This is a genomic window from Anaplasmataceae bacterium AB001_6, assembly GCA_020002265.1.
Lineage (GTDB): Bacteria > Pseudomonadota > Alphaproteobacteria > Rickettsiales > Anaplasmataceae > AB001-6.
Genome location: CP048228.1, coordinates 528579 through 552457, shown reverse-complemented (window position 1 = coordinate 552457; position 23879 = coordinate 528579). Strand labels below are relative to the sequence as shown.

22 protein-coding genes are annotated in these 23879 nt (G+C 25.5%); 9 read left to right on the top strand and 13 right to left on the bottom strand.

Annotation, left to right across the window (positions count from 1 at the left end):
* Positions 1–13: 13 nt before the first annotated feature.
* Together tkt and secD are read right to left on the bottom strand one after the other, a co-directional pair.
* Positions 14–2029: a transketolase gene (gene tkt / locus GUI12_02655; protein UAT43044.1), complete on the bottom strand. Its 2016-nt coding sequence runs from the start codon at positions 2027–2029 to the stop codon at positions 14–16.
* Between the two features lie 50 nt (positions 2030–2079).
* On the bottom strand, positions 2080–3573 hold the full coding sequence (gene secD / locus GUI12_02650) for a protein translocase subunit SecD (GenBank protein ID UAT43043.1): 1494 nt from the start codon (positions 3571–3573) through the stop codon (positions 2080–2082).
* A 154-nt stretch (positions 3574–3727) separates the two neighbouring features.
* Between secD and GUI12_02645 the strand changes: the two genes are divergently transcribed.
* Entirely contained in the window at positions 3728–4471 is a 744-nt protein-coding gene (locus tag GUI12_02645) for an Mrp/NBP35 family ATP-binding protein (protein ID UAT43042.1), read from the top strand.
* A gap of 27 nt (positions 4472–4498) precedes the next feature.
* On the top strand, positions 4499–5077 hold the full coding sequence (locus tag GUI12_02640; protein UAT43041.1) for an SCO family protein: 579 nt from the start codon (positions 4499–4501) through the stop codon (positions 5075–5077).
* Between the two features lie 10 nt (positions 5078–5087).
* Here GUI12_02640 and GUI12_02635 read toward each other — a convergent pair whose 3' ends face one another.
* Positions 5088–6137, bottom strand: a complete 1050-nt coding sequence (locus GUI12_02635) for an EscU/YscU/HrcU family type III secretion system export apparatus switch protein (protein UAT43040.1) — start codon at positions 6135–6137, stop codon at positions 5088–5090.
* 77 nt (positions 6138–6214) lie between these two features.
* On the opposite strand from GUI12_02635, the gene GUI12_02630 reads away from it, so the two are divergent.
* A complete protein-coding gene (locus GUI12_02630) occupies positions 6215–6976 on the top strand; it encodes a 2,3,4,5-tetrahydropyridine-2,6-dicarboxylate N-succinyltransferase (GenBank protein ID UAT43039.1) in 762 nt (253 codons plus the stop codon).
* Positions 6977–6991: 15 nt separating this feature from the next.
* Entirely contained in the window at positions 6992–7774 is a 783-nt protein-coding gene (locus tag GUI12_02625) for a TatD family hydrolase (protein UAT43038.1), read from the top strand.
* Here GUI12_02625 and GUI12_02620 read toward each other — a convergent pair.
* Entirely contained in the window at positions 7757–8095 is a 339-nt protein-coding gene (locus tag GUI12_02620; protein ID UAT43037.1) for a thioredoxin family protein, read from the bottom strand. The two genes, GUI12_02625 and GUI12_02620, sit on opposite strands and share 18 nt — an antisense overlap.
* A gap of 143 nt (positions 8096–8238) precedes the next feature.
* Between GUI12_02620 and GUI12_02615 the strand changes: the two genes are divergently transcribed.
* From GUI12_02615 to GUI12_02605, 3 genes are read left to right on the top strand one after another with little or no spacing between them, the layout of a single operon-like run.
* Positions 8239–8631: a ferredoxin family protein gene (locus GUI12_02615; protein UAT43036.1), complete on the top strand. Its 393-nt coding sequence runs from the start codon at positions 8239–8241 to the stop codon at positions 8629–8631.
* A 27-nt stretch (positions 8632–8658) separates the two neighbouring features.
* Positions 8659–9057: a hypothetical protein gene (locus GUI12_02610; protein UAT43035.1), complete on the top strand. Its 399-nt coding sequence runs from the start codon at positions 8659–8661 to the stop codon at positions 9055–9057.
* Positions 9058–9091: 34 nt separating this feature from the next.
* A complete protein-coding gene (locus GUI12_02605) occupies positions 9092–10495 on the top strand; it encodes a cysteine--tRNA ligase (protein UAT43034.1) in 1404 nt (467 codons plus the stop codon).
* 6 nt (positions 10496–10501) lie between these two features.
* On the opposite strand, the gene smpB is transcribed toward GUI12_02605, so the two are convergent.
* The 4 genes from smpB to GUI12_02585 all read right to left on the bottom strand — a co-directional run bounded on the left by smpB (position 10502) and on the right by GUI12_02585 (position 13846).
* On the bottom strand, positions 10502–10951 hold the full coding sequence (smpB, locus tag GUI12_02600; protein ID UAT43033.1) for an SsrA-binding protein SmpB: 450 nt from the start codon (positions 10949–10951) through the stop codon (positions 10502–10504).
* Between the two features lie 272 nt (positions 10952–11223).
* Complete coding sequence (locus GUI12_02595) at positions 11224–12516, bottom strand: hypothetical protein (GenBank protein UAT43032.1); 1293 nt, start codon at positions 12514–12516, stop codon at positions 11224–11226.
* 11 nt (positions 12517–12527) lie between these two features.
* Positions 12528–13496, bottom strand: a complete 969-nt coding sequence (locus GUI12_02590) for a hypothetical protein (GenBank protein ID UAT43031.1) — start codon at positions 13494–13496, stop codon at positions 12528–12530.
* 11 nt (positions 13497–13507) lie between these two features.
* The gene (locus tag GUI12_02585; GenBank protein ID UAT43030.1) at positions 13508–13846 is read right to left on the bottom strand and encodes an HIT domain-containing protein; all 339 of its coding nucleotides are present in this window, start codon (positions 13844–13846) and stop codon (positions 13508–13510) included.
* A 223-nt stretch (positions 13847–14069) separates the two neighbouring features.
* On the opposite strand from GUI12_02585, the gene GUI12_02580 reads away from it, so the two are divergent.
* A complete protein-coding gene (locus GUI12_02580) occupies positions 14070–15344 on the top strand; it encodes a hypothetical protein (GenBank protein UAT43029.1) in 1275 nt (424 codons plus the stop codon).
* A 13-nt stretch (positions 15345–15357) separates the two neighbouring features.
* Here GUI12_02580 and GUI12_02575 read toward each other — a convergent pair whose 3' ends face one another.
* The 3 genes from GUI12_02575 to GUI12_02565 form a co-directional block, all read right to left on the bottom strand.
* Positions 15358–16044: an FtsQ-type POTRA domain-containing protein gene (locus tag GUI12_02575; GenBank protein UAT43028.1), complete on the bottom strand. Its 687-nt coding sequence runs from the start codon at positions 16042–16044 to the stop codon at positions 15358–15360.
* A 171-nt stretch (positions 16045–16215) separates the two neighbouring features.
* Positions 16216–17151, bottom strand: a complete 936-nt coding sequence (locus GUI12_02570) for a D-alanine--D-alanine ligase (GenBank protein UAT43027.1) — start codon at positions 17149–17151, stop codon at positions 16216–16218.
* Between the two features lies 1 nt (position 17152).
* Positions 17153–18634: a DNA recombination protein RmuC gene (locus GUI12_02565; GenBank protein UAT43026.1), complete on the bottom strand. Its 1482-nt coding sequence runs from the start codon at positions 18632–18634 to the stop codon at positions 17153–17155.
* Positions 18635–18777: 143 nt separating this feature from the next.
* Here GUI12_02565 and GUI12_02560 point away from each other — a divergent pair, with 143 nt between their 5' ends.
* A complete protein-coding gene (locus tag GUI12_02560) occupies positions 18778–22119 on the top strand; it encodes a DEAD/DEAH box helicase (protein ID UAT43025.1) in 3342 nt (1113 codons plus the stop codon).
* A gap of 11 nt (positions 22120–22130) precedes the next feature.
* Here the strand turns inward: GUI12_02560 and GUI12_02555 are convergent, their stop codons facing one another.
* Together GUI12_02555 and GUI12_02550 are read right to left on the bottom strand one after the other, a co-directional pair.
* Positions 22131–22571 (bottom strand): SH3 domain-containing protein, encoded by a 441-nt coding sequence (locus GUI12_02555; GenBank protein ID UAT43024.1) that lies wholly within the window; start codon positions 22569–22571, stop codon positions 22131–22133.
* Between the two features lie 26 nt (positions 22572–22597).
* Positions 22598–23866 (bottom strand): AmpG family muropeptide MFS transporter, encoded by a 1269-nt coding sequence (locus tag GUI12_02550; protein ID UAT43023.1) that lies wholly within the window; start codon positions 23864–23866, stop codon positions 22598–22600.
* Positions 23867–23879 lie beyond the last annotated feature (13 nt).

Below are 23879 nucleotides of genomic sequence, written 5' to 3'. Positions count from 1 at the left end.
TAAATCAATAAAATTAATGATTCTTAGAAGAGAGCATATCAATACATTTATGATATATCTTTTGAGAATTTAAACCAAAATAATTAAATAAATCCTCAGAAGGCGCTGATAAACCAAAATCTTCTAAGCCAAAATGCATTCCTCTAAAACCTATGTATTTATACCAACATGAACTGATCCCAGCCTCAATAGATATTCTTATCATATCTTTATCATCATAATGCAACAAGTCATTTTTATAGTCATCAGACTGCATATCAAAAATATCCATACAAAAAACAGATATCACTCTTGAGTATATACCATTTTTTAATAATTTATGCTGCACATCTAACGCTATTGATAATTCTGTTCCAGAAGATAGTAATATAATCTGAGGATATTTTTCAGAATCGGAAATTACGTAAGCACCTCTACTTAAATCATAATTTCTATTATTATAAACCTCATTTTGTATAGGGGTAATTATTTTTTGTCTAGATAAAACTAATAAAGAGGGAGTATCAGTAGTTTTTAAAATCATATTCCAACTTTCTATTGTTTCCAGCATATTAGCAGGTCTATAAACATTTATGTTTGGCATATTTCTAAATGATGCTAAATGTTCTATAGGTTGGTGTGTTGGTCCATCTTCTCCAACACCTATAGAATCATGCGTCATAACATATATTGCAGGTAATTTCATTAAAGCTGACATTCTTATTGCAGGTCGGCAATAATCGCTAAAAACAAAAAAAGTACCAACGTATGGGATAAAACCACCGTGAGCAATTATTCCATTCATGCAGGCTGCCATCATATGTTCTCGAATACCATAATGAATATAATTTATTTTATCTTCATTTTTGATATCACATATTGGAATCATACCTTTAACGTATGTACAATTTGATGAACTTAAATCTGCAGAGCCACCTAAAATATTTGGAATTAGATTAACAATCTCAGAAATAATAATACTAGAGTATTTGCGAGTAGAATCCATTTTATAATTATCTAAAGAATTCTTCATATTCTCTAATTTTGTAAAAACTTCATTACTTATATTTCTTGTTAGGCATGATTCAATCTCTTGTTTACTAATTTTATCCATATCATCTAAATTAGCTTGCCACTTATCATATTGTTTTTTACATCTTAAAATAGACTCATTCCAATATGAATAGATCTTCGGTGGAATAATAAAGGGATCTGTATACCACTCTATATTATCTTTAAAATTGGCTAAAGATGAATTATCAATTGGCCAACTATGCGCTGATGATGTTCCAGCATCATTACCTAAGTACTTTCCAATAATTGTTTTACATGATATAAAGGATGGCTTATCACTTTTTTTTGCATTATTTAAAGCTTCATATATTTCGTTATAGTCGTGACCATCAATTTCCTCCACATACCATCCATACGAAATAAACCTTTCTAACACGTTCTCTGAAGAAACCATTGAAACAAAACCGTCTATGGAAACATTGTTATTATCAAATAACACTATTAATTTATTCAGATTTAAGTGACCAGCAAAAGAAGCAGCTTCATGAGATATCCCTTCCATTAAACATCCATCTCCTGCCATCACAAATGTATGATGATTGAATATATCAGATCCAAATTTTTTAGATAATAGTTTCTCAGATATCGCCATACCAACAGCATTAGCTAAGCCTTGTCCTAAAGGACCTGTGGCCACTTCTATCGCATTAGAGCATATATTTTCTGGATGTCCTGCCGCTTTAGAGCCAAGCTGTCTAAAATTCTTTAAAGCATCTATCTTATAATCATCGTATCCAAAAAAATGCAATAAAGAATAGAGCAGCATTGAACCATGCCCTGCCGAAAGAACAAATCTATCTCTATCTATCCATTTAGGATTATCCGGATTAATTTTCAAAAATTCAGAAAATAGCACAGCTGCCACGTCTGACATACCTAATGGTAAACCAGGATGACCAGATTTTGACTTTTCTATAGCATCGATTGATAAACATCTGATAGCATCAGACATATATTTTATTTTATGAAGATCCATATATTACTTATTAATTAATAATTATAGAGCACCTAAGGTTTTAATATGAATTAAGAATAAGATCTAATACCATTCCAAATACATATCAAAGAATAGGTAATAAATAGAGATGAAAACATAGAAGATAAAATACCTAAAGAAAGCATTATAGCAAATCCTTTAACCGTGCTAACACCAATAATAAACATCATGACAGCTGCTATCATTGTTGTAATATTTGCGTCAAATATAGCAGATTTAGCATACGTAAAGCCTCTTCTAACAGAATACGTCATATCCTTATATTCCATATTTATTTCTTTAATTCTTTCAAATATCAAAATATTATTATCTACTGACATCCCTATCGTTAGTATCATACCAGATATCCCTGGTAAAGTAACTGTTATACCCAATACACTGACAATGCATAGCATTATCATCAAATTTATTGTTAGAGCAATAACAGAAAATATTCCAAATATTCTGTATGTAAATATCATACATAAACCAACGGCAATCAGCGCAACAATTGCTGATTCTATACCATATTTTATTATATCATCGCCCAATGTAGCTCCAATCATTTTTTCCTCTTCTATTTTTAATGGAGCAGGAAGAGAACCTGATCTTAACAATAAGGCTAACTCTGATACTTCTTCATTTGTAAAGGAACCTTTAATTTCACCTTTTCCTGCAATAACTGGCTCTTTAATAACAGGAGCAGTCAAAACAACATCATCAAGAACTATTACAAGTGGTTTCCCTACATTATGTTTTGTTATATAAGCAAATCTATCGGATGCTTTGGAATTCATAAAAAACGAAATTACAGGCTCACCCATTCTATCATAAGTAACTGTTGTCTTTTTTAAAATATCTCCAGACATCTCGGGATTTTTCTTTATTTTATATTTATTATCTAATTTATCTTTTATTATTGTAGAATCTCCTTCTGTATCGTCATCGGCAAATAAATGAAAAGATAATTTTGCATTCTTCCCTATTATAGCTCTTAATTTATCCGGATTATCAATACCAGGCACTTGCACTGATATATAATTTAAGCCTTGATGACTAATTTGCGCTTCATTTGTTCCTATTGCATCGACTCTTCTTCTAATACTTTCAATTGTATTTTCCATAATTTCTTTAGCGTGATAAGCTAAAAAGCTCCCTTTAGGCGTTATTATAATGTTTCTATTTTCATGAACTATTTTAAAATCTTTATTTAAATCAGATAATATCTTATCAATTCTTTTTTTAGAATTTAAGTCATTGAGTTTAATAATCACATTATTATACCCATCGTATTTTACTGATGCAAAATCTATATTTTTTTCTTCTAATTCAGTTTCTATATTGCCACGCAGATCATATAAATATTCATTCATAGCAAATTTATGATCAATTTTTAACCTTATATACGATCCTCCTTTTATATCTAGACCCAGTTTTATTTTCTTACTTTGAAAAAAACCTTCATCAGAAAATAAAATAGATAAATCGTAGTAAGCGAGTGAAATAATAAAGAAAATTAAAAGAATATATCTGATACGCATCATTAAAGTTCATAAAAATAAAAAATTGAAGAAATGTAAAATAAGAGTTATAACAACAATGTTTTATAATCAAGCAAAATAATTACTCAATCATCTTTACATCAGAAAAAAAATCTTAATTAAGCTCACTTATAATAGATAAAAAAATAAAAAAAATATGAAAGAAAAAAAAAATTTAAAAACACTGAATCCTAACATAAAAAAGATATTTGTTGTAGCTTCAGGGAAAGGAGGAGTAGGAAAATCAACAACTGCTCTGAATTTAGCAAGAAATATGACAGATCAAGGATATAAAATAGGAATAATAGATGCTGACATATATGGCTCAACCATTACTCATTTTCTAGAAGATAAAAAGCAAATAGTAAAATTCTCTGATAAACATAAACTGTTTATGCCCATAGTGTATAAAAATATAAATTTCATTTCAGTTGCAAATTTTATTGATGATACAAATGATGCAGTTTTATGGAGAGGCCCGATGCTTTCAAAATTCATTAAAAAATTATTAGATGAAATATATTGGCAAAATGTTGAAATTCTAATTATAGATACTCCCCCGGGAACGGGCGATATATTAATAACTTTAATGTCGGAATATATGTTAGACGGATGCATATTAATTGCAACCCAAGATAATATATCCTATATAGGAATAAATAAAACAAAACGTTTATTGGAATTATTTAACGTAAAAAATCTTGGAATAGTAGAAAATTTATGCCATGAAAAATACGATATGATAAAAAATAATTACTTAAATAATGAAAAAAACAAAAATATCATACAAAGAGTTCCTTATTCAATTGAAATAAGAGAAAGCAATAATTTATGCTATGAATATAATAAAGACTTAATAAGTAAATATTATACTACTATTGTAAAAAAAATTATGATATGATGACACTATGTGTTTTGAGTTGTCTTTATGTCAAAAATCAGTAAGTATTTAATATCTCTTTCTTTTATTATATCTGCCTTTATTGCAGTTTATTTTTATGTTAATGACATAAAAAAAGATAAATATTCAGTGAATAATATGACAAAAATTGGGGGTTCTTTTAGTCTTATTAATCAAGATGAAGCGGTAGTAACAGACAATACTTATTTGGGGAAATACGTTATCTTATATTTTGGATTTAGTAGATGTAAGCAAATATGTCCTTTTCATCTAGATATGATGACAGAAGCCTTAAATAAGATAAAAAATAATAAATTAATAGGTTTATTTGTAACAGTTGATCCTGATCATGACACTCCCGAAGTACTGAAAAAATACCAGAAAAATTATACAAATAAAATAGAAATGCTAACAGGTAGTAAAGAAAATATATTAGCTATGAGAAATAATTATAAAGTTTTTGTCATGGATAATGTTGATGAACCTGAAGATATAAACCATTCTGTATTTATATATTTATTAGCACCAAATGGAAAATTGATATCTTTTAAAGCAGCAGAAAGTACAGAAGATTTGATGTCTTTTCTTAATGAAAATATTGTATAGATAGATAACACTATATTTCTTGATACTTCTTTATTGATCTGATTATCTTGGCTATAGCGATGTAGTATTCTTCTGGGATATATTCGCCAATTTTAGTGTTATCATATAATGCACGCGCTAGCTTTTTATCTTCAAATATTGGTATATTTTTATTTATTGCTAAATTTTTTATAATCAGAGCAGTTTGATCAATTCCTTTTAACACTATTCGTGGTGCATACATTTTTTCACTATCATATTTTAAAGCTACTGCATAGTGCTCTGGATTCACAACTATAAAATCTGCGGATCCTATACTTTTTATTATTTCATTAATTAGCTTTTTTTGCTTATTTTTTAACTTCAATTTAATTTTTGGATCACCTTCTTGTCTCTTTAATTCATCTTTTATCTCTTTTTTGGACATTTTAAGTTTATCAACATATAATTTTCTAGTAATAATAAGGTCTACAATTGAAGTAAAAATCATAAAATATACTATATACAGCATCATTTTTTTTATACTTAACGACAGCAACGATAAATTATCGTTAATATATAGACTAGAGCTAATGTTAAATAATAATGGTAATTGATTTTTAATAGAAAGATAAAGTATTACTGACAAGAATGCTATTTTTATTACTGATATAATAGTATTTTTCAATGATTCTTTAGAAAATAGCCGAGATACCCCTTCTTTAAGAGATAATTTTTTTAGCTTGGGTTTTAAATTATGAAATGAAAAAACAAAACCATTCTGTACAAATCCACCAAACAAACCGAAAATAAATAATAAACATAATGGAAAAAGCAAAATACTAAATATTTGTGCAAAAATATCAAAAACCAAATATCTTATATCTATCTGATCCACCATATAGCTAAATTCTATTATACTTCTTAATAAAACAATAATATGATCTACTATGTGCCGTAAAAAGAAATATATAATAATAGAATAGATAAGTATCATCATTCCTAAAGATAATTCTTTGGAAAATGGTACATTTCCTTTTTTTCTCTCCTCTTTTAACCTAAATTTTGTGGGCTTTTCTGTCTTACTATGTTCATCAACCATTCTAATAAGAGTAACGTTTGCAATGTATGAATGATATTTGTATGATTATTGCTAATAAGTAGTAAATTGAAAAAGCAATGAATACTCAAATAGAAAATGAAAATTCTCTAAATATAAATTATCAGACGATAATAGAGTTGTTAGACCAAGGTAAAATCAGAATAGTAGAAAAAACAGAAAGCAAATACTTAGTCAATATTCAATATAAAAAAGCTATCCTGGATTATCTGAAATTTTCAAAATCATATAAAATTGATGAGAATTCTTATGATAAGTGTGATCTAAAATTTACTAAATGGACAGAAGAAGATTTTCAAAAATATAATATCAGAGTTATTCCAGGATGCCTTGCACGAAAGGGATCTTATATTGGAAGAAATGTAGTATTAATGAAATCTTTTATTAATATTGGAGCATATATAGATGATGATACAATGATAGATACATGGGCTAGCATAGGTAGTTGTGCGCAAATAGGTAAAAGATGTCATATATCCGCTGGTGTTGGTATAGGCGGTGTTTTAGAACCATTAAATAACAACCCTGTAATAATTGAAGATGATGTATTTATAGGAGGTAGGGTGCAAATTGCAGAAGGAATAATTGTTAGAAAAAAATCTGTTATATCATCAGGAGTAAATTTAACTTCATCGACTAAAATTATAGATATAAACAGTGATGTAATTTATCAAGGAGAGATACCAGAAAAATCTTTAGTGGTACCAGGAACTTATAAATATAAAAATACTAATTATGCAATTTCTTGTGCATTAATAATAAAAAACATTGATGAAAATACTAAGAGCAAAACATCAATAAATTATGATTTACGAAAATAATAAATATAATTATATATGCCTGATAATTTAATAGATTCGCATTGCCACCTACATTTTTTCAAAAAAGATGAAATAGATGACATTATTTTAGATGCAAAAAAAATTGGTGTAAAAAAAATATTGAATGTATGTACTAATATGAATGAAATAACATACATGTCTTCTATAGCAAATAAATATGATTTTATATATAGTTCCATAGGTATTCATCCTAATAATGTCTCTTCTGAAATAGATCTATCAAGACTAAAACACGAGATGGAAAATTGTATACTAGATAATAAAAAAATAATTGCTATCGGAGAAACAGGGTTAGATTTCTATAAAAATCATACAGATCCAGAATTGCAAAAAAAATTTTTTATAACACACATAGATATTGCTAGAAATACTAATTTACCAGTTATCATACACTCCAGAGAATGCGATGAAATGATGATAAAAATTCTAGAAGAAGAGTATGCTAAAGGTAAATTTAAAGCAGTATTACATAGTTTTGCTTCTTCAGATAAATTATGCACTTCAGCTCTAAATATGAACATGTATATATCATTCTCTGGGATAATAACTTTCAAAAATGCTAAAGATATAGCTAAAATAGCTAAAAAAAAGGTACCTATCGATAAAATGCTTACAGAAACAGATGCCCCTTATTTATCTCCAGTTCCAATGCGAGGTAAAATTAATAAACCAGGATATGTAAAACATATAGTAGAATTTCTAGAACAAGAACTTAAGAATAACAAGATTAAAAAAGCAGTAGAGGATAATTTTAATTCACTATTTTTCAATAGTTAGAATTTTAATATATTGAACAAATTGATCAGGTTTTATTGAACCAACCTTTTCCATTACTTTAGTTCCATTCTTAACAAAAATAAAAAAAGGAACAGACATGATATTTACATCAAATTTATCTGATAAATATTTTGACAACGAGATATCAACATCATAAAAATCAATATTTGTATATTCACTCGCAAATTTGGCAAATACGGGTTTATAAGATTGACAAGGAGCACACCATTCTGCAGAAATCTTAATTACAGCACTGCTGGATATATTAGATATCAATTCACCATCTTCTTGATTGCTTAAAAATTTAACATATTCTGACATAATATTTTAAATAAAAATTATTTCACTAGATAAAACAAAGGGTAAACAAAAAACAATCACCGCAGCCTTATTATAATCAGTTTTTAAGTTGTTAACAATGCATTATATAGATATAATGTATTATTTTTTGATAAGTATTTTTTATGACACATCTTGTTGGTTCAAAATGCATAAGGTGTAAATATACTGATTGTGTTGAAGTATGTCCAGTTGATTGTTTTTATGAAAATCATGAAATGTTAGCTATTGACCCAGAAGAGTGTATAGATTGCGGTGCTTGCGTGGGACAATGTCCTATAAATGCTATTTATTCTGATACAGATACATTTGACAATCTTAATATTGATGACATATTGCAAATGGCCAAAGATGATAAAAATAATGAAAAATTAACAAAAAAACAACGTTATGTTCTTAAAATGCATAATGTAAACGTTGAAATAGCGAAAAGAAAGCGTAATATAACAGAAAAGAGGGAACCTTTAGAGACTGCTGAAAAGTATCAAAAAATTGAAAATAAAGATATGTTAATTTAAATAATATAAGTGATGAGGGAAGATTAGATGAATGATGGAAATAAAAAGTCTTTTGCTGAAAGGTTTAAGAAAAATAACAATCCAATTATAAAAAAATTTGCAAAAAATGATAAAAAGGATGATTTCAAAAAGGTGCAAAAAGGAACTGGTAATGATACAAAATCTGAAGAAAATAAAAATCAAGCATTCTTAGCGCAAAAAAAGCGTAAAGATTTATTATATTTAGTAAAGGGGAAAGATAAGGGTCAACCAGCATGGCACTATGTATGGGTATTTCCCTCTAAAAAAAGGGCATTTTTGGAAGCTGTCAAAACAGGATCATTAGATGTTAGTTTATACGGTGAGATTAAAAAATCTGGTTGGGGTGAAGAGCCTGGAAAAGAAATTGTAAATGAAATAAAAAAAATGTATGATATAGAGGATTAAATTTATTAAATGATCCAGAAAGGTATATTTTTGAATGGAAGATATTTATCTTTATGATTCTTTAGTCAAGAAAAAAAAACTATTTGAACCCATAGATGATGAAAATGTCAGAATGTATGTTTGTGGTCCTACAGTATATGATTATCCCCATATAGGTAATGCAAGATCGACAGTTATATATGATGTTTTATATAGAATTCTTCGCCATAAATACGGTAAAGACAAAGTTTGTTATGTACGAAATATAACAGATGTCGATGATAAAATAGTAGCAAAAGCTACTCAAGATAATAAAAGTATTGAATATATATCAGATAAGTATTTGAAAATATTTTTAGATAATTGTCGATATTTGAATTGTATCAATCCTAATATACAGCCACAGGCCGTTGCTCATATACCTGATATCATAAATATGATACAGACATTGATTGAAAAAGGGTTTGCATATATAACTTCTTCAGGAAATGTTTATTTTAATATAAAAAAATTTTCAAATTATGGAGATTTATCTGGAAAGAGAATCGAAGATTTAAAAAAAAATGTAAGAATCATCAATAAAGAAGATAAAAAAAATATTAATGATTTTGCTTTATGGAAAAAAATAGATGATCTCAGTGATCATTTTTATTGGGATAGTCCTTGGGGTAAAGGTAGGCCAGGATGGCATATTGAATGTTCCGCAATGAGCACAAAATACCTTGGGAAATCGTTTGATATCCATGGAGGAGGTATTGATTTACAATTTCCTCATCATGAAAATGAGATTGCTCAAAGTATTTGTGCTAATGGTCGTAGCCAATTTGCGCAATATTGGGTTCATAATGGCTTTGTTACAGTAGACGGAATAAAAATGAGTAAATCATTAAAAAATATTGTAACAATAAATGAATTAATGCTAAATGATATAAGCGGTTTTTTTGTAAGATATGCTTTATTATCTACTCATTATAGGAAACCTCTAATTTGGAATGCATCATTAATTGATTATGCAAAAAAATCCATGCAAAAAATTTATCTTGTGTATGATAAAAGTAAATTTTCATGCATTGATAAAAATAAATGTTGTATATTAAAAGATATATTGAGAGATATTTTAAATATCATGTACGATGATATAAAAACACCTCAAGTATTTAGCGCAATTTTCAAATTTATTTCTGAAATATCAAAAAATAAAAATAACATATACGATATATTATACACTTTGAATATAATACTAGATATTTTAGGCATGCAATATACATCAATACCTGAATATAGAAATCAATCTTACATCAAAGATATTGAAGATAAAATACAGCTAAGATCTTTCTATAAAAAAAAGAAAATGTTCAAAGAAACTGATGTATTAACTCATCAACTGTATAATTTAGGTATATCAATAGAAGAAGGGCATAATGATCAAATTAAATGGTATATAAGAAAAATCAAATAACAATCATCATAAATTTTTCATTATTTTATCCTTTCTTATATTCCATTCTTTTTGTTTTTTTTCTTCTCTTTTATCACGTTTATTTTTTCCTTTTGCTAAGCAAATTTCAATTTTTATCAGACCTTTGGGGTTTGAATATATCTTCTTAGGTACTATAGTTAAATTTTTTTCTTTAATTTTTCCAATCATCTTTAAAATATCTTTTTTCTTTATCAAAATTTTTCTTTCTCTTTCAGGAATATGATTACAAGCGTCAGAAGAAAATTGATATTTTTTAATGTAAAGATTTTTTATGAATAGCTCTTCATTTTTTTCATATATATATGCATTGCTTATGTTAACAGAATTTTTTTTTATTGATTTAACTTCAGAGCCTTTTAAACATATCCCAGCTTCTATAGAATTTTTTAACTCATAATTAAAACCAATTTTTTTATTATAAGAAAAAACTGTCATGATCCGTGATAAGTATAAACATAATTATATACTATGCTAAATATTTAAAATCTTAAAGGCAAAATTGTAATAATTTATTATAATAAAGTTAAAGTAAAGTAATGCTTTATATTTATATATAGTAATTAAAGAATAACTTTAACTAAGATGCTTGTTTTTTTGTATAATTTATTAATTTAGCTATAGATATTATTTATTTATAATTTGTTTTTTCCATAATATATATTATGTAATTTAAATAATATTGATTTTTCCTATGCAGCTTAAATTTCCTAAGATTTATGTAGAATTTGTAATAAGAATTTTATATCATCACTATCTATAGATTTTTTAGATAATAATTCTTTCCAAAGATCTTCTTTCTTAAAACAATTTTTTATAGCGCTATTATCTAAAATTAAATAACAAATTAGTATTTTATATTTATAATCGTTAGAAAAAAATCTTGTTAAAAAATGAAATGAAGAGTTATTACTGCTATTATCAATATTCAAAATTGAGCAATATCTAATATATTGAAAAACAATATTATAATTAAAGAATCTGGAACAATTCGTAATATAATCTTTCAACAAATTAAAATATTTCTTCTTTTGATTAGATCTTAGAAAGAATTTTTCAGAAATTAAAATTGTCGAAGCTATTAAATTCAATATTTCATTATTACTTTGTTCATCAAAAAAACTCTTTTTCATGACATTCATCATGTCTTTTAAAATTCGTAAAGCAAATTTTATATCTATTGTTTTATTGGTAGAAAAGTAATTAATTTTTTCATTCATTAAATCATTTTCAGTAATTAATTTAATCATTGAATAAAATGCTAGAAATATAACATATTTTTGATTAATTGCTTTATAATTAGATATATAAAGCATTTTTTTGCTGTAAAAAATCTTTGATTGAATTATATATTTCACAGATTCACATATTTTAGAAAAAAATTCTTCATAATTTATATCCTTTTCATTATGCAAAATAGCAAAAAGAAATAAAACGGTCGCCTCGTATTTATCCTTTTTATCGTATATATTAACATTTTTTAAGAGATGAATTAGAATTTGATAATGTTCTCTACTAACAGTGCTTTCATTATCTTTTATATATTCAAAAAGAACTTTTGAAATTAAAATATCATACTTTTTATTGCCTATCGCAATTTCATTACAGAAAGAATTCAAAGATTGATTATTATCTTCTGATAAAATTAATTTGAAATCCAATAGATCTTTTAAATTTTGATAATAACCATAAAATGAGAGTATTTTTTTATTTTTCTCAAATATTTTACTTATTTTCTTATTATTTGATTCTGATGAATAATCAGCTTTTATAACCTCATTAATAAGAGCAGATAATTTAGCATTATCTATGTTACGTATTAAAAATATCCGATTACTAATCTTAACTATAAAATATAACGCGGCTATTAGCGTAAAAACAAAAAGAATACTATCTATTTTTAGATAAAAGGTATTATATTGAAAAATAAAATGAGAATTATTATAATGCACTAATAAAATAAAAAAAGATATAAAAATAATAATCTTTAAAATGCTATTCATAAAATTATCTCTTAATTTTTATCCGAAAAATTCTCTACATTATCAACATCACTTATACCAGTATTTATTTCCAATATCATAAATTTATACCGATCTCTTATATTAAACAGCAATTCTAAAAAAGCACTAGTTTCCAAAAATTCTTTATGTAAGCCATCAACACAAGATAACAAATAATCATTTATTTCACCCAAATTTTTTAAATCTTCAAATGCATTAATAAAATTCTTTTGTATTATTTTATGAGAAATATTTTCTATACTCTTTATATCGGGCATTTGTGTATTAATTGATATATTATTATCCAAAAAATTAATTATATGATTATTAATATAATGATCAATAATAGAATTATTATCATGATACTTTTTTTTATATTGATTTTTAAAGAATTTTTCAGAAACACTAATGTAATTGAACAATAAATCAAAACTATCTACTTGTAATTTTTGATAAGTTTTAATTTTCTTTTTTTGATTCAATACATTCAAAAAAACCTCTTTTTCTTCATCAGTTAAATTTGCAATATTTAATACATTAGATATGAGTTCCTTATTAATAAATAATTCTGGCTGAAACGCAGCATCATTTAATATAGAAAATATCATATTCTCTATATTTAAGAAGCTGAAGAAAAATTTATTTGATGTAGGATCAGCCATCTCTAAATTCCTAACAACTTGTTCTATAACATGAGTTATATTATTTTCTATAACATTCTTAAAATGCTCACTATCCCTATTGTTAGCAGAAGATATTTCAGACAATATATGAGAATTAATAGTAAGGCTGTTATCTATATTAGAAATAACATTTTTAATATTCACTAATCTATTAGACAAATCTATAAATAAAAATGCAAAAATAGATAAGATAATAAAAACAAAGGTCATTAACAGTTTTTGATTTATTAGAAATGCCTTTTTAGAATTAAGATTACTATCAGAATCAGAACAATTTACATCAATATTTTTCTTCATAATAACCGTAACTAAAATTTACTCTGAATATGAACATGGAAATGAAAAATAATTTGCCCTACATTTTTTCCATTATTAGTAGATACCCTATATCCATCATTATTAAGATCCAGAATATTTTTTGCTATAAAATTAATTTTTTTAAAAAAATACGCTATTTCATCATTTGATGATTTTTCTATAAAGCTATCATAATCACGTACCTTCTTCTTAGGTAAAACCAAAACATGAATTTTTGACTTAGGATAGATATCGTGAAATGCAATCACCCTATCATCTTCATATACTAAATCACACGAAGAACGTCCATCTATTATTTGAGCAAAGATATTATCATCATCATATGTCATAAAAAAATTCGCCTAAAATTATTAAACCATGTTAAATTCGTAATATAATTATCTTCCAAAGAATACGTCATCATCTGAACCAGATATTTTAACATAGATTAATTATTATACTCAATATTATTCATATAATAATTAATGCTATAATCCTCTCTATATACTTGTATGAAGGTGAATAATAATGTATTTAATTTATAGATTTTAATTTAAATTAAAAGCTATTAAAATGACATTTAAAAGTAATAACTTAGACGAGTTATTTGTATATCTAAATGAATACGATGTAAAATATATAAATTTTTGTTATGTTGACTTATCTGGTAAGTGCAGAAATATTTGTATCCCGATGTCTACATGTGATAAAACTATTCTCTTAGAAGGTCTTCCTGTAAGATCTTTACATTTAAGTTCTTGTGACAAATATTCATCATTATCAAATTTACGCTTACTACCAGATATAGATAGTCTTTTTATAGAACAATTTACCCCAATGGCAACAGCAGTATTTATGTGTAATATAATTGATGAAAAATTTAATATTCACCCTTTAGATACAAGATACACTATAAAAAAATTGAAAGATATATTAAAAGAAAAAAATATAGCAAATCACATAGATATTTCATTTGACATACAATGTCAGATATTTGACGAAATGCACTGCGAAATAAATCTCTTTAATTCATCATATGAATTAGATAATAAAAGCAATAAATCTTTCTTAGAAAGAGATAATATAGATAATTTGGCAGATATAAGAAATGAAATAACTAATACTGCATGTAACATGGGCATGGAAATATCTTCGCACAGTAAGGATAAAGAAAAAAAACAATGTTGCTTCAATTTGGGAATTAGTAACATACAAAGTGCTTTAGATCATGTTTTCATAATAAAATATATTACTCAAAAAATAAGTACATCATACGGTAAAAAAGCAACTTTTATGCCATATACCATGCCAGATAGCCAGGGAAATTGTATATTTTATAGACATGCTTTATATGATAAGGATGGTAAAAATATATTTGAAAATGAAGATTTAGGTAAAAATTATATCATGGGAATAATGAAAAATATAAAATCATTAAATGCTTTATGTAACGCAAATACAAATAGTTACAAAGCATTGAAAAATAAAAAATCCGACAATTACATAAGTATTGTATTAGATAACAGTACAAAAAAGAATAATACATTACTTGAGGTATCATTTTCTGATGCAATATCTAATCCATACCTTGCAATGTCCGCAATTATTATGGCTGGTATAGAAGGAATAGATAAAAATATACATACCAAAGATTTAACTGTACAAGATATAAAAACCTCAGAAAAATTTTCAGAATCATTATCTTCTTTAGAAGAAAACAATTCTTTTTTATCAAAAATATTCACAAAAGAAATGATAGAAGAATTTATTCAACTTAAAAGAAATGAGATTAATGAAATGGAATCATTAATACACCCTGCTGAAATTATGAAATATTATAATAACTAAAAATATCTTTCTTTCATTGCTGTTTAAAATAAGTTTTGGAGGGTATCCTAGCATCTATTAAAGGAGGTTTTTCTTTATTATAATTAGAAAGATAGCTATTTGAGTGAATTATAGATTTAATTTTAGCAAAGGCGCTGTCATAATGATTACCTGGTATTTTCAATAATGTTCCATCTGATAATCTTATCTCCCATTTCATAGATCTAGATTGACGAACTTGCTTTAGTTTTGCAAAAAATTCAGGATAGCAATCTTTTATATAATTTACCAAATCAATAAAATGATCTAAATTATTATCATTAGCGTCCATATACAGACTAATTAAAGAGTTTGTATCTAAAGTATCATTTATAATATCATGATTAGCCTCAGCAATATTATCAATAATAACGTTACCAAAAATATCGATAATAGAAATACCGTTCCATAATGCAAACGGTACATATTCCTCAACATCAACTGATATAGATTCTGGATAAATTTTCCTGATCTTTACGTTCTTCACCCAAGCATTTTTAAAAAAATCATTAGATAAATCATGCAAATCTACACTGATCATATTATTCGCCAATAATTTATTCTCAATATTTTTAATAAAATTATCATTTAATAATTTAGAGCCATTAATGTTAAAATTTTTAACTATCAATCCCCTATTTACAGCATATTTTTCACATAACTTAATGGAATTTTTAAACATTATCCCAAATAAAAATACTATCAATACAGCTAAAAATACATAAAATAAGAGGGTTAAAGTGTATAAAACATTACTTTTTGATTTATTTTTTTTATAATTCACCCTATCATTTAGACTGCGGTTAAATTTAACGCCAAACATAAGAACAGATTTAATAAAATAATTTTACCATTATAAATCATCAATAATCTTTTCAATAAGATCATCCATACTGATCATATTATGATTTATTATATCAGGAATAAGAGACTTCTTACTTAGACCAGGGCTCGTATTAACTTCTAGTAATACAGCTCGATTTTTTGCTGGATCATATCGATAATCAACTCTAATAACACCTCTACAGCCAAAATAAGAAAATATTTCCGAAGATTGATTCATAATCTCTTTATAAGTAGCTTCATCTATCCTAGCAGGATAGATATGTTTAGCAAGTTTATCTTGAGAATATTTACTTTCTACGTCATAAAATATCTTATCTCTATTAATTAATATTTCCATAACACCTGCAGCTTTACCCGATATTACTCCAACCGTAACATCAATACCAGGGATATATTCTTCAAGCATAAAATCAACTCCTTTATATTCATCCAAAATACTAGGATCAAAGAAATTTTCAATAGCATCAAAAAAACTGACTCCATAACTAGAGCCTTCACAAACAGGTTTAACAATATGCGGCCTTTTTAACAATGATTCATCATATTTATAGTTATTACTATATATGTCTCTTTTTATAAAACACCCATCAGCAATATTAATATTCAAAACAGATGAACATAGCTTCTTTGTCATTATTTTGTTCATTAAAATTGAACTAGGTAATAAACCAGACCCTGTATACGCGATCCCCAACATATTCATCAAACCTTGTATACAACCATCTTCTCCATATATTCCGTGAATACAATTAAAAATAAGATCAAAATTATTACAAATTTTTATAAAATTGATAATTTCATTCCGATTTTTCAAATCAAAAGAATCCCATTCGTACTTGAGGTTATTTAAAGATTTTTCTACTTCAATAGCACTGTTTAAAGATATTTCTCTCTCTACAGAATATCCACCTTTTAAAACCAATATTTTTTTTTTATGAATCATTTTATTTAATATCAATACATCCCATATCTTTTAGATTTTTCATACTATCTTCAATATTATTATCTTGCTCGTTATTAATTGCTATCAAAGATTCATTTGAAGAATCCAAAATATTAACATCAGAGCCGCTTACATCAAGAGATTCTATACTTTTACAAATACCAAAGCCTTTTCTATTATTTATTATTCGTTTGCTTATTTCATGATATCTCTCTTGAATTTTCATAATTTCATTACCTAATTTATCAAAATCTTTTATAAATTTCTCTAAATTAGAATAAATTTTCCTAAATTCATAAATGATATTGTTATTGTTTGCATATTGTTTAGCAGCATCACAAATAGAACGTATAATAAATAACGACATAACTAATTGATTTTGACTAACCAGTATTATTTTCTTTTTCCACGCAAAACTAAATATATCTTTATTATAATAAATAGCAGAATTTAAAGCATCTTCCATAGGTACGAACATTATAATAAAAGGAGCAAAATTGTGATCTGTTTTACATTCATTTAATAAGCTATTATATTCTTTTTCGGCTAAATTTTTAATATGATTTTTTATCGAATCTGCATGTTTCTTTAGGAAATCTTTTTTCAAATCATCCTCAGCATTAATATATTCATCATAAGATTTAATAGAAACTTTGGAATCTATTATAATAGAAGTATCTTCTCTATTGTAATGCGGAATTTTTAATATCACATCAGCTATTCTTTTTGAAGGTAAGCTCTGTTGTACAAAAAAATCTCGATCTTCTTTAAATCCAAAATTTTTAAGTATATTAATTAAAATGGTTTCTCCCCAATTACCCTGAATTTTATTATCATGTTTTAATGTATTAAACATACGATTAAAAATCGAAATCATTTCTTCTTGCATTTTACGAGAAACAACATTTGATTCTTTTAAATAATCTGAATTATTTCTATGCTCTTTTTCATATTTTTCTATAGTTGTTCGTAAAGGCTCTATAAGTGTTTTTAAATGATCAGCAGACTTTGATGTAAATTCTATAGACTGTTGTTTAATATTTTTATTAGCAACATTTTCAAAAAAATTCTTAAACTCAGATTGATAATTTTTACTAAATTCATCAGCCTTTTTTAAAGAAGAATTTTCTGCAATCAGAGTATCTCTTTGTTTTTTAAAAATTTGATAATCATCAAGCAATTTTGAGTAATTTTCTTTTAATATTGTTAATTCACTATTTAAAGATGATTTTATAGCAATATAATTCTTTTCTAAAGTTTGCCTTTCAAGCAAATTTTTTTCATATTTTATTTTTAAATCACCAAACTCTTTGTTTAATTCAGAATTAGTACGAATAAATGATTCCGTATCATTTTTTAGTGAATCAATTATAAAATTTTTTTGTAAAATTTTACTTTGATATTTAAAAAAAAATACCAAAGTAGTTATAATGGATGCAATTAAACAACAAAATAAAATTAGAGATAAAGTAAAACAAGACATAACCTTATGTGTGTGAATAGTAAAATATTATTCATACACAATATATATTAAATTGGAAGACATTTGAAAAAATGTTATTTTATGCTTTATTTTATTTGCGCTTAATATTTATAGCATTATTTAACAACATTTAAACACCTATAATGAAAGAATTTATATTCACAGATGTACCTATCGAAGCCACTCCTTTTTTGTTGCAAAAAAATATAAGCAAATTAACAATAGATAGTCTTATTATATATATATGTGATAATAAAGTTGATCCTTTAAAAATAAAAAAATGGCTAGATTTTTTAGAAATTAATTCTTTGATAATAGAGAGTCCTGATGTTATACCGTATGAATTAAATTTTTCTAGCAAAAAATCTGTTTTTTTATATTTTAAATCTTTAAATAATTTATCTAACAATCTAAAAAATATTAAAGTTATAATACTAACAATTAATACATTAATTAAAAAAAATTTACCAAAAAGTATTATAAATAAAGCAAATATAGAAATTAAATGCGGAAAAAATTTAGAACAACACATCTTAGTACAAAAATTATTACATTGGGGATATGAGATAAAAAAAACAGCTTATGCTATTGGAGATATCGCTATAAAAGGAAATTTAGTAGATATTATTACTCCTTTAGAAGCCTTAAGAGTAGATTATTTTGATAATAAAATAGATAATATAAGGCTATTTGATATAAATACACAATTAACTACCGCAAAAATTGAACAAAAGTGCCAAATTTTTCCCGTAAAATTATTAATGTATGATTATATCAATATTAACTCTCTTAATAATTTTTTTAAGAAAAAAAACCTAAACATTACCAAATCTTTGAATCATAACATAAGATATCCAGGAGAGGAAAATTGGGCTAATATTTTTTATAATGTTGAATTACAAAATTTTTTTAAATATCTTGATAAAATTGAAAAAGACTGCTTAAAAAAATGTGTATTAATTTTTGATCATATAAATTTGACTAATATAAATAATTCATTATCTGCTCTTTATGCTCAGCAAAAAAAGAACGTTGAGGTAGAATTCTCTTCCGCTAAAGAATTGCTGTACTTAGATGTGCAGCAAGATATCTCTAAAAAATTTAAAAATAATATAGCATTCATTGCAACTCAGGATTCATTTTATCATAAAACACATAAAGATCATGTTGTTCAAAAATCTGAAATAATTCAAAATTTTCTTAACCATGAACAAAACTTACGTGAGACATTTGCATCTAAATCTAAGCAAACTAAAATAATCTTAACGTTTCCTTCTCAAGGGTGCTTAATTAGTGTTGCAAAAATATTGAACTTAAAATTCAATATAATTGAAAAAATTTCTCAAGCTAAATCGGAAGAAATAAATTGCTCTATTCTACACTTAAATTATGGTTTTAATTGCCAATCTGAGAAATATATATTCATTGCTTTAAAAAATACTTTAGTAAAGCAACAATCTACTGATTATAAATTATCTTCTATATATATGCATGATATAGAAATTGGTGATTTAGTGGTGCATAAAAAATACGGCATAGGGATTTTTGGTGGAATTATAGAATTATTTATCGATAAACAATTGAAGCAACATTTTTATGTTATCGAATATCAAAATCATGATAAAATATATACCCCTGTGGAAAATGTTAATCTAATTTTCAAATATGGAACATCAAACGATACTACTGTTTTAGATACGATTGGATCAAAAAATTGGCAAAAAAGAAAAGAAAATGCAAAAAATAGAATATCTTTAATAGCCGATGAATTAATTAAAACTGCTGCAATAAGAAATAGGATAAAAATTGATAATATTAAAATTAATTGTGAATCATATAAACTATTCTGTGATTCTTTTCCTTATATAGAAACGGATGATCAACTAACGGTCTTACAAGACATTTTTACGGATTTACAAAATAATAAATTAATTGATCGCTTAATATGCGGTGATGCTGGAGTAGGTAAAACAGAAGTAGCATTGAGAGCAGCATTTATTATCACAGATAACAACTTTAATAATCAGGTTGCCTTATTATCACCTACAACTGTTCTAGCCAATCAACATTATAAATTATTCCATAATAGAATGTCAGAATTTGGTATTAACGTTGTTGAATTATCTAGCAATACTAAAAATCCAAAAAAAATTAAAGAAGAAATAAAAACTGGAATAGCACAAGTAGTGATAGGGACTACTTCCCTATTAAAAACAGAATTTGCTAATTTAAAAATGCTGATTATAGATGAAGAACAACAATTTGGAGTAAAAGATAAAGAATATATAAAAAAGACATATCCTAAAACACATGTTATTTCAATGTCAGCCACTCCTATTCCTAGAACATTACAAATGTCATTATCTTCTATAAGAGATCTAAGTTTAATCACAACATTTCCTAAAGATAGAATAATTCCCTGTGTTTTCGTATCACAATATAATTTAACTATAATTAAAAATTTTATACTAAGAGAATATAAAAGAGGGGGATCAGTCCTTTACATATGCCCAAGAATTAAAGACATCCAATATTTATATTCAGATATTGCAGATTTTTGCAAAGAATACAATATCAATACAGAGGTTTTACATGGCAAATTAAAAAATCAAGAAATTGAAGATATAATGTCGAGGTTTCGTAAAAGGGATACCTCTGTTGTTTTAGCAACAAATATTGTACAGTCGGGAATAGATATTAGTCATACAAATACAATAATAGTTTATGATTCACATAAATTTGGAACATCTCAGTTATATCAGTTACGTGGAAGGGTAGGCAGATCAAACGTACAATCTTATGTTTATTTTATTAAACCCGATGATATAACCGAAGCAGCCGAAGATAGATTAAATTTTATCAAATCTTTAAACCAAATGAACTGTAGTTTTAGTGTCGCAAATTACGATATGGATTTTCGTGGATTTGGAAATTTAGTGGGAGATAAACAATCTGGTAAAGTAAAAGAAGTTGGAATTGAAATGTATCAAGAAATGTTGAATGCAGCAATATTAAATAAGCCAGTAATTGAAGAAATAACGGTCTCTATAAATCTCAATAGAGGAATCCCAAATGAATATATTAAAGATTTTAAAACACGGATGCAAATATATAGAAAACTTAGCAAAGCTGAAACAAAAGAAGAAATTTTACAAATAACTTCTGAAATGATAGATAGATTTGGTGAAATACCAGATGTTGTAGATAATTTAATAAAAATCAGCTTATTGATAACTTTATCCAAACATATTGGTATAAAATCTATTACTATTACAAAAAAATATATCTATATTAATTTTTTAAGAATTAATATAGATGCAAAAAATCTAATATTATTTATAATGAAAAATAATTTGAAATATAAGATAATTAAAAAAGATGAAATAAAAGTAGTAGAATACAATGAAAGTCTTGAACAATCCTTAAAAAGGGCTATAGAACATATTGAAATATTCAGTGATATTTTATGTAGAGCAGATCAATAAAAAAACGCTTCTCATTCCACACCCCAAATTTTACTTTTTTGTATCCAACCGGTAACATTCTTATTTATTTTTACTTTACACCACTCACCTTGACAAATTTTATAACTTAATATTGTTCCAACATCACAATAATATATCTTCTTAGAATTAATATCTGATTTATGGAATAATGAAGCTTTATCTATGCTTACTATAGCATAATTGATATTTTTTATTAAGAAAGATTTTTTTATCCATCCTGCTCTATTTTCATAATCTTGTATATAAAACCAATCTTCATAGCATGATAAAATACGAACAGGAATATTTTTAGAATTATAAGTAAAAATTATAGGGTATTCAATTGATGGTCCCTTGCGCAAATTTATCTTATTACTTTTAGTTTTAAAAAAATGATCTTTCGGGCAATCATAACAAAAAAAATCATCAATAAAAGGTATTGTAAATAACACAACAAATAAACAATATAAAAGTATCCTCATTTTAATTTAAGTATCATAAACAAAGGAATTAAACCAAGGCACATACTAAAGATATAAAATGAAATCCAAGAAAAATTATCTGCATAAATACCGGAAAATAAATTGATAAATATTTCAAACAGTCTATAAAATGATTCTATAAAAGCATAGCTTGCTGCAGGATTAACATAAATCTTACATTTTTTAGCAATATAAGATACTATACAACACGTTGCAACACCTGCACATATATTTTCTACAAAAATGGTAATGCATAAAGTGATAATATCATTATTTATATTATTTGCCATATAAACAAAGAAGATATTAGATATCATTTGTAAAATAGCACCTATCATTAAAAATGTTTTATCATTAGTGATAGTAGACAAATAACCACCTAATAAAAGACCTAAAATATTTGTTATAAACCCAATAATTTTCCAATAAAAACCTATTTCTGATAAAGAGTACCCTCTATCTAAAAAAAATATATTTATCATATTACTAATAAAAGCATCAGGAATTCTATAAATCGTAACAAAGCATAATAAATATATACCTCCCTTAACACTCAAAACGCTAAGTACAGCAGATTTCATTTTCTGTATGCAAAATATTCTTTTGCCATAATCATCAATATTTAAACTAAATTTTGGAAAAAATAACAGATTTATTAGACTAAAAAAAACCATTAATAACGATAAGATTAAATAACTTATCTTCCAATTTATGGATGCATCGCATAAACCAAACATTTTGCATAAATAATCAACAAGTATTAATAAAAAACCACTAGCAAGTATTATACCTGTTTTATATCCTGTCATATAGAAAGAAGACACTATGCTTTGCTGCTTATAAGAGAATTTATTAATTCTATAACAATCTATAAGTGATACCTGCAAAGCACCAAATACGGAATAAATAAATACAAATACACTAAAAAAATATATGTTATCTGAATCTAAATCTATAAAAAATAGAATCAATGTTGTAAATGAAATCATAATAGTAATAATAAATACCCATGATTTATGATTGCCAAATAATCTTGATAAAATTGGTATTTTGTATTTTGAAATTTCAGAAGACCAGATAAATCTTAGAGCATAAGGCATCGAAAACAATGAAATAAATCCAATTTCTGTTTTTGATACTCCAATATTTGATAACCAAGTACTAAAGTTAGAATGAATAAGAGAGAAAACCATACTGCTTATAATTCCAAAAATAAATATTTCTGCATTATCAGCAGTTAAAATAGTTATAGTTTTATTTCTCATATAATATATTGAA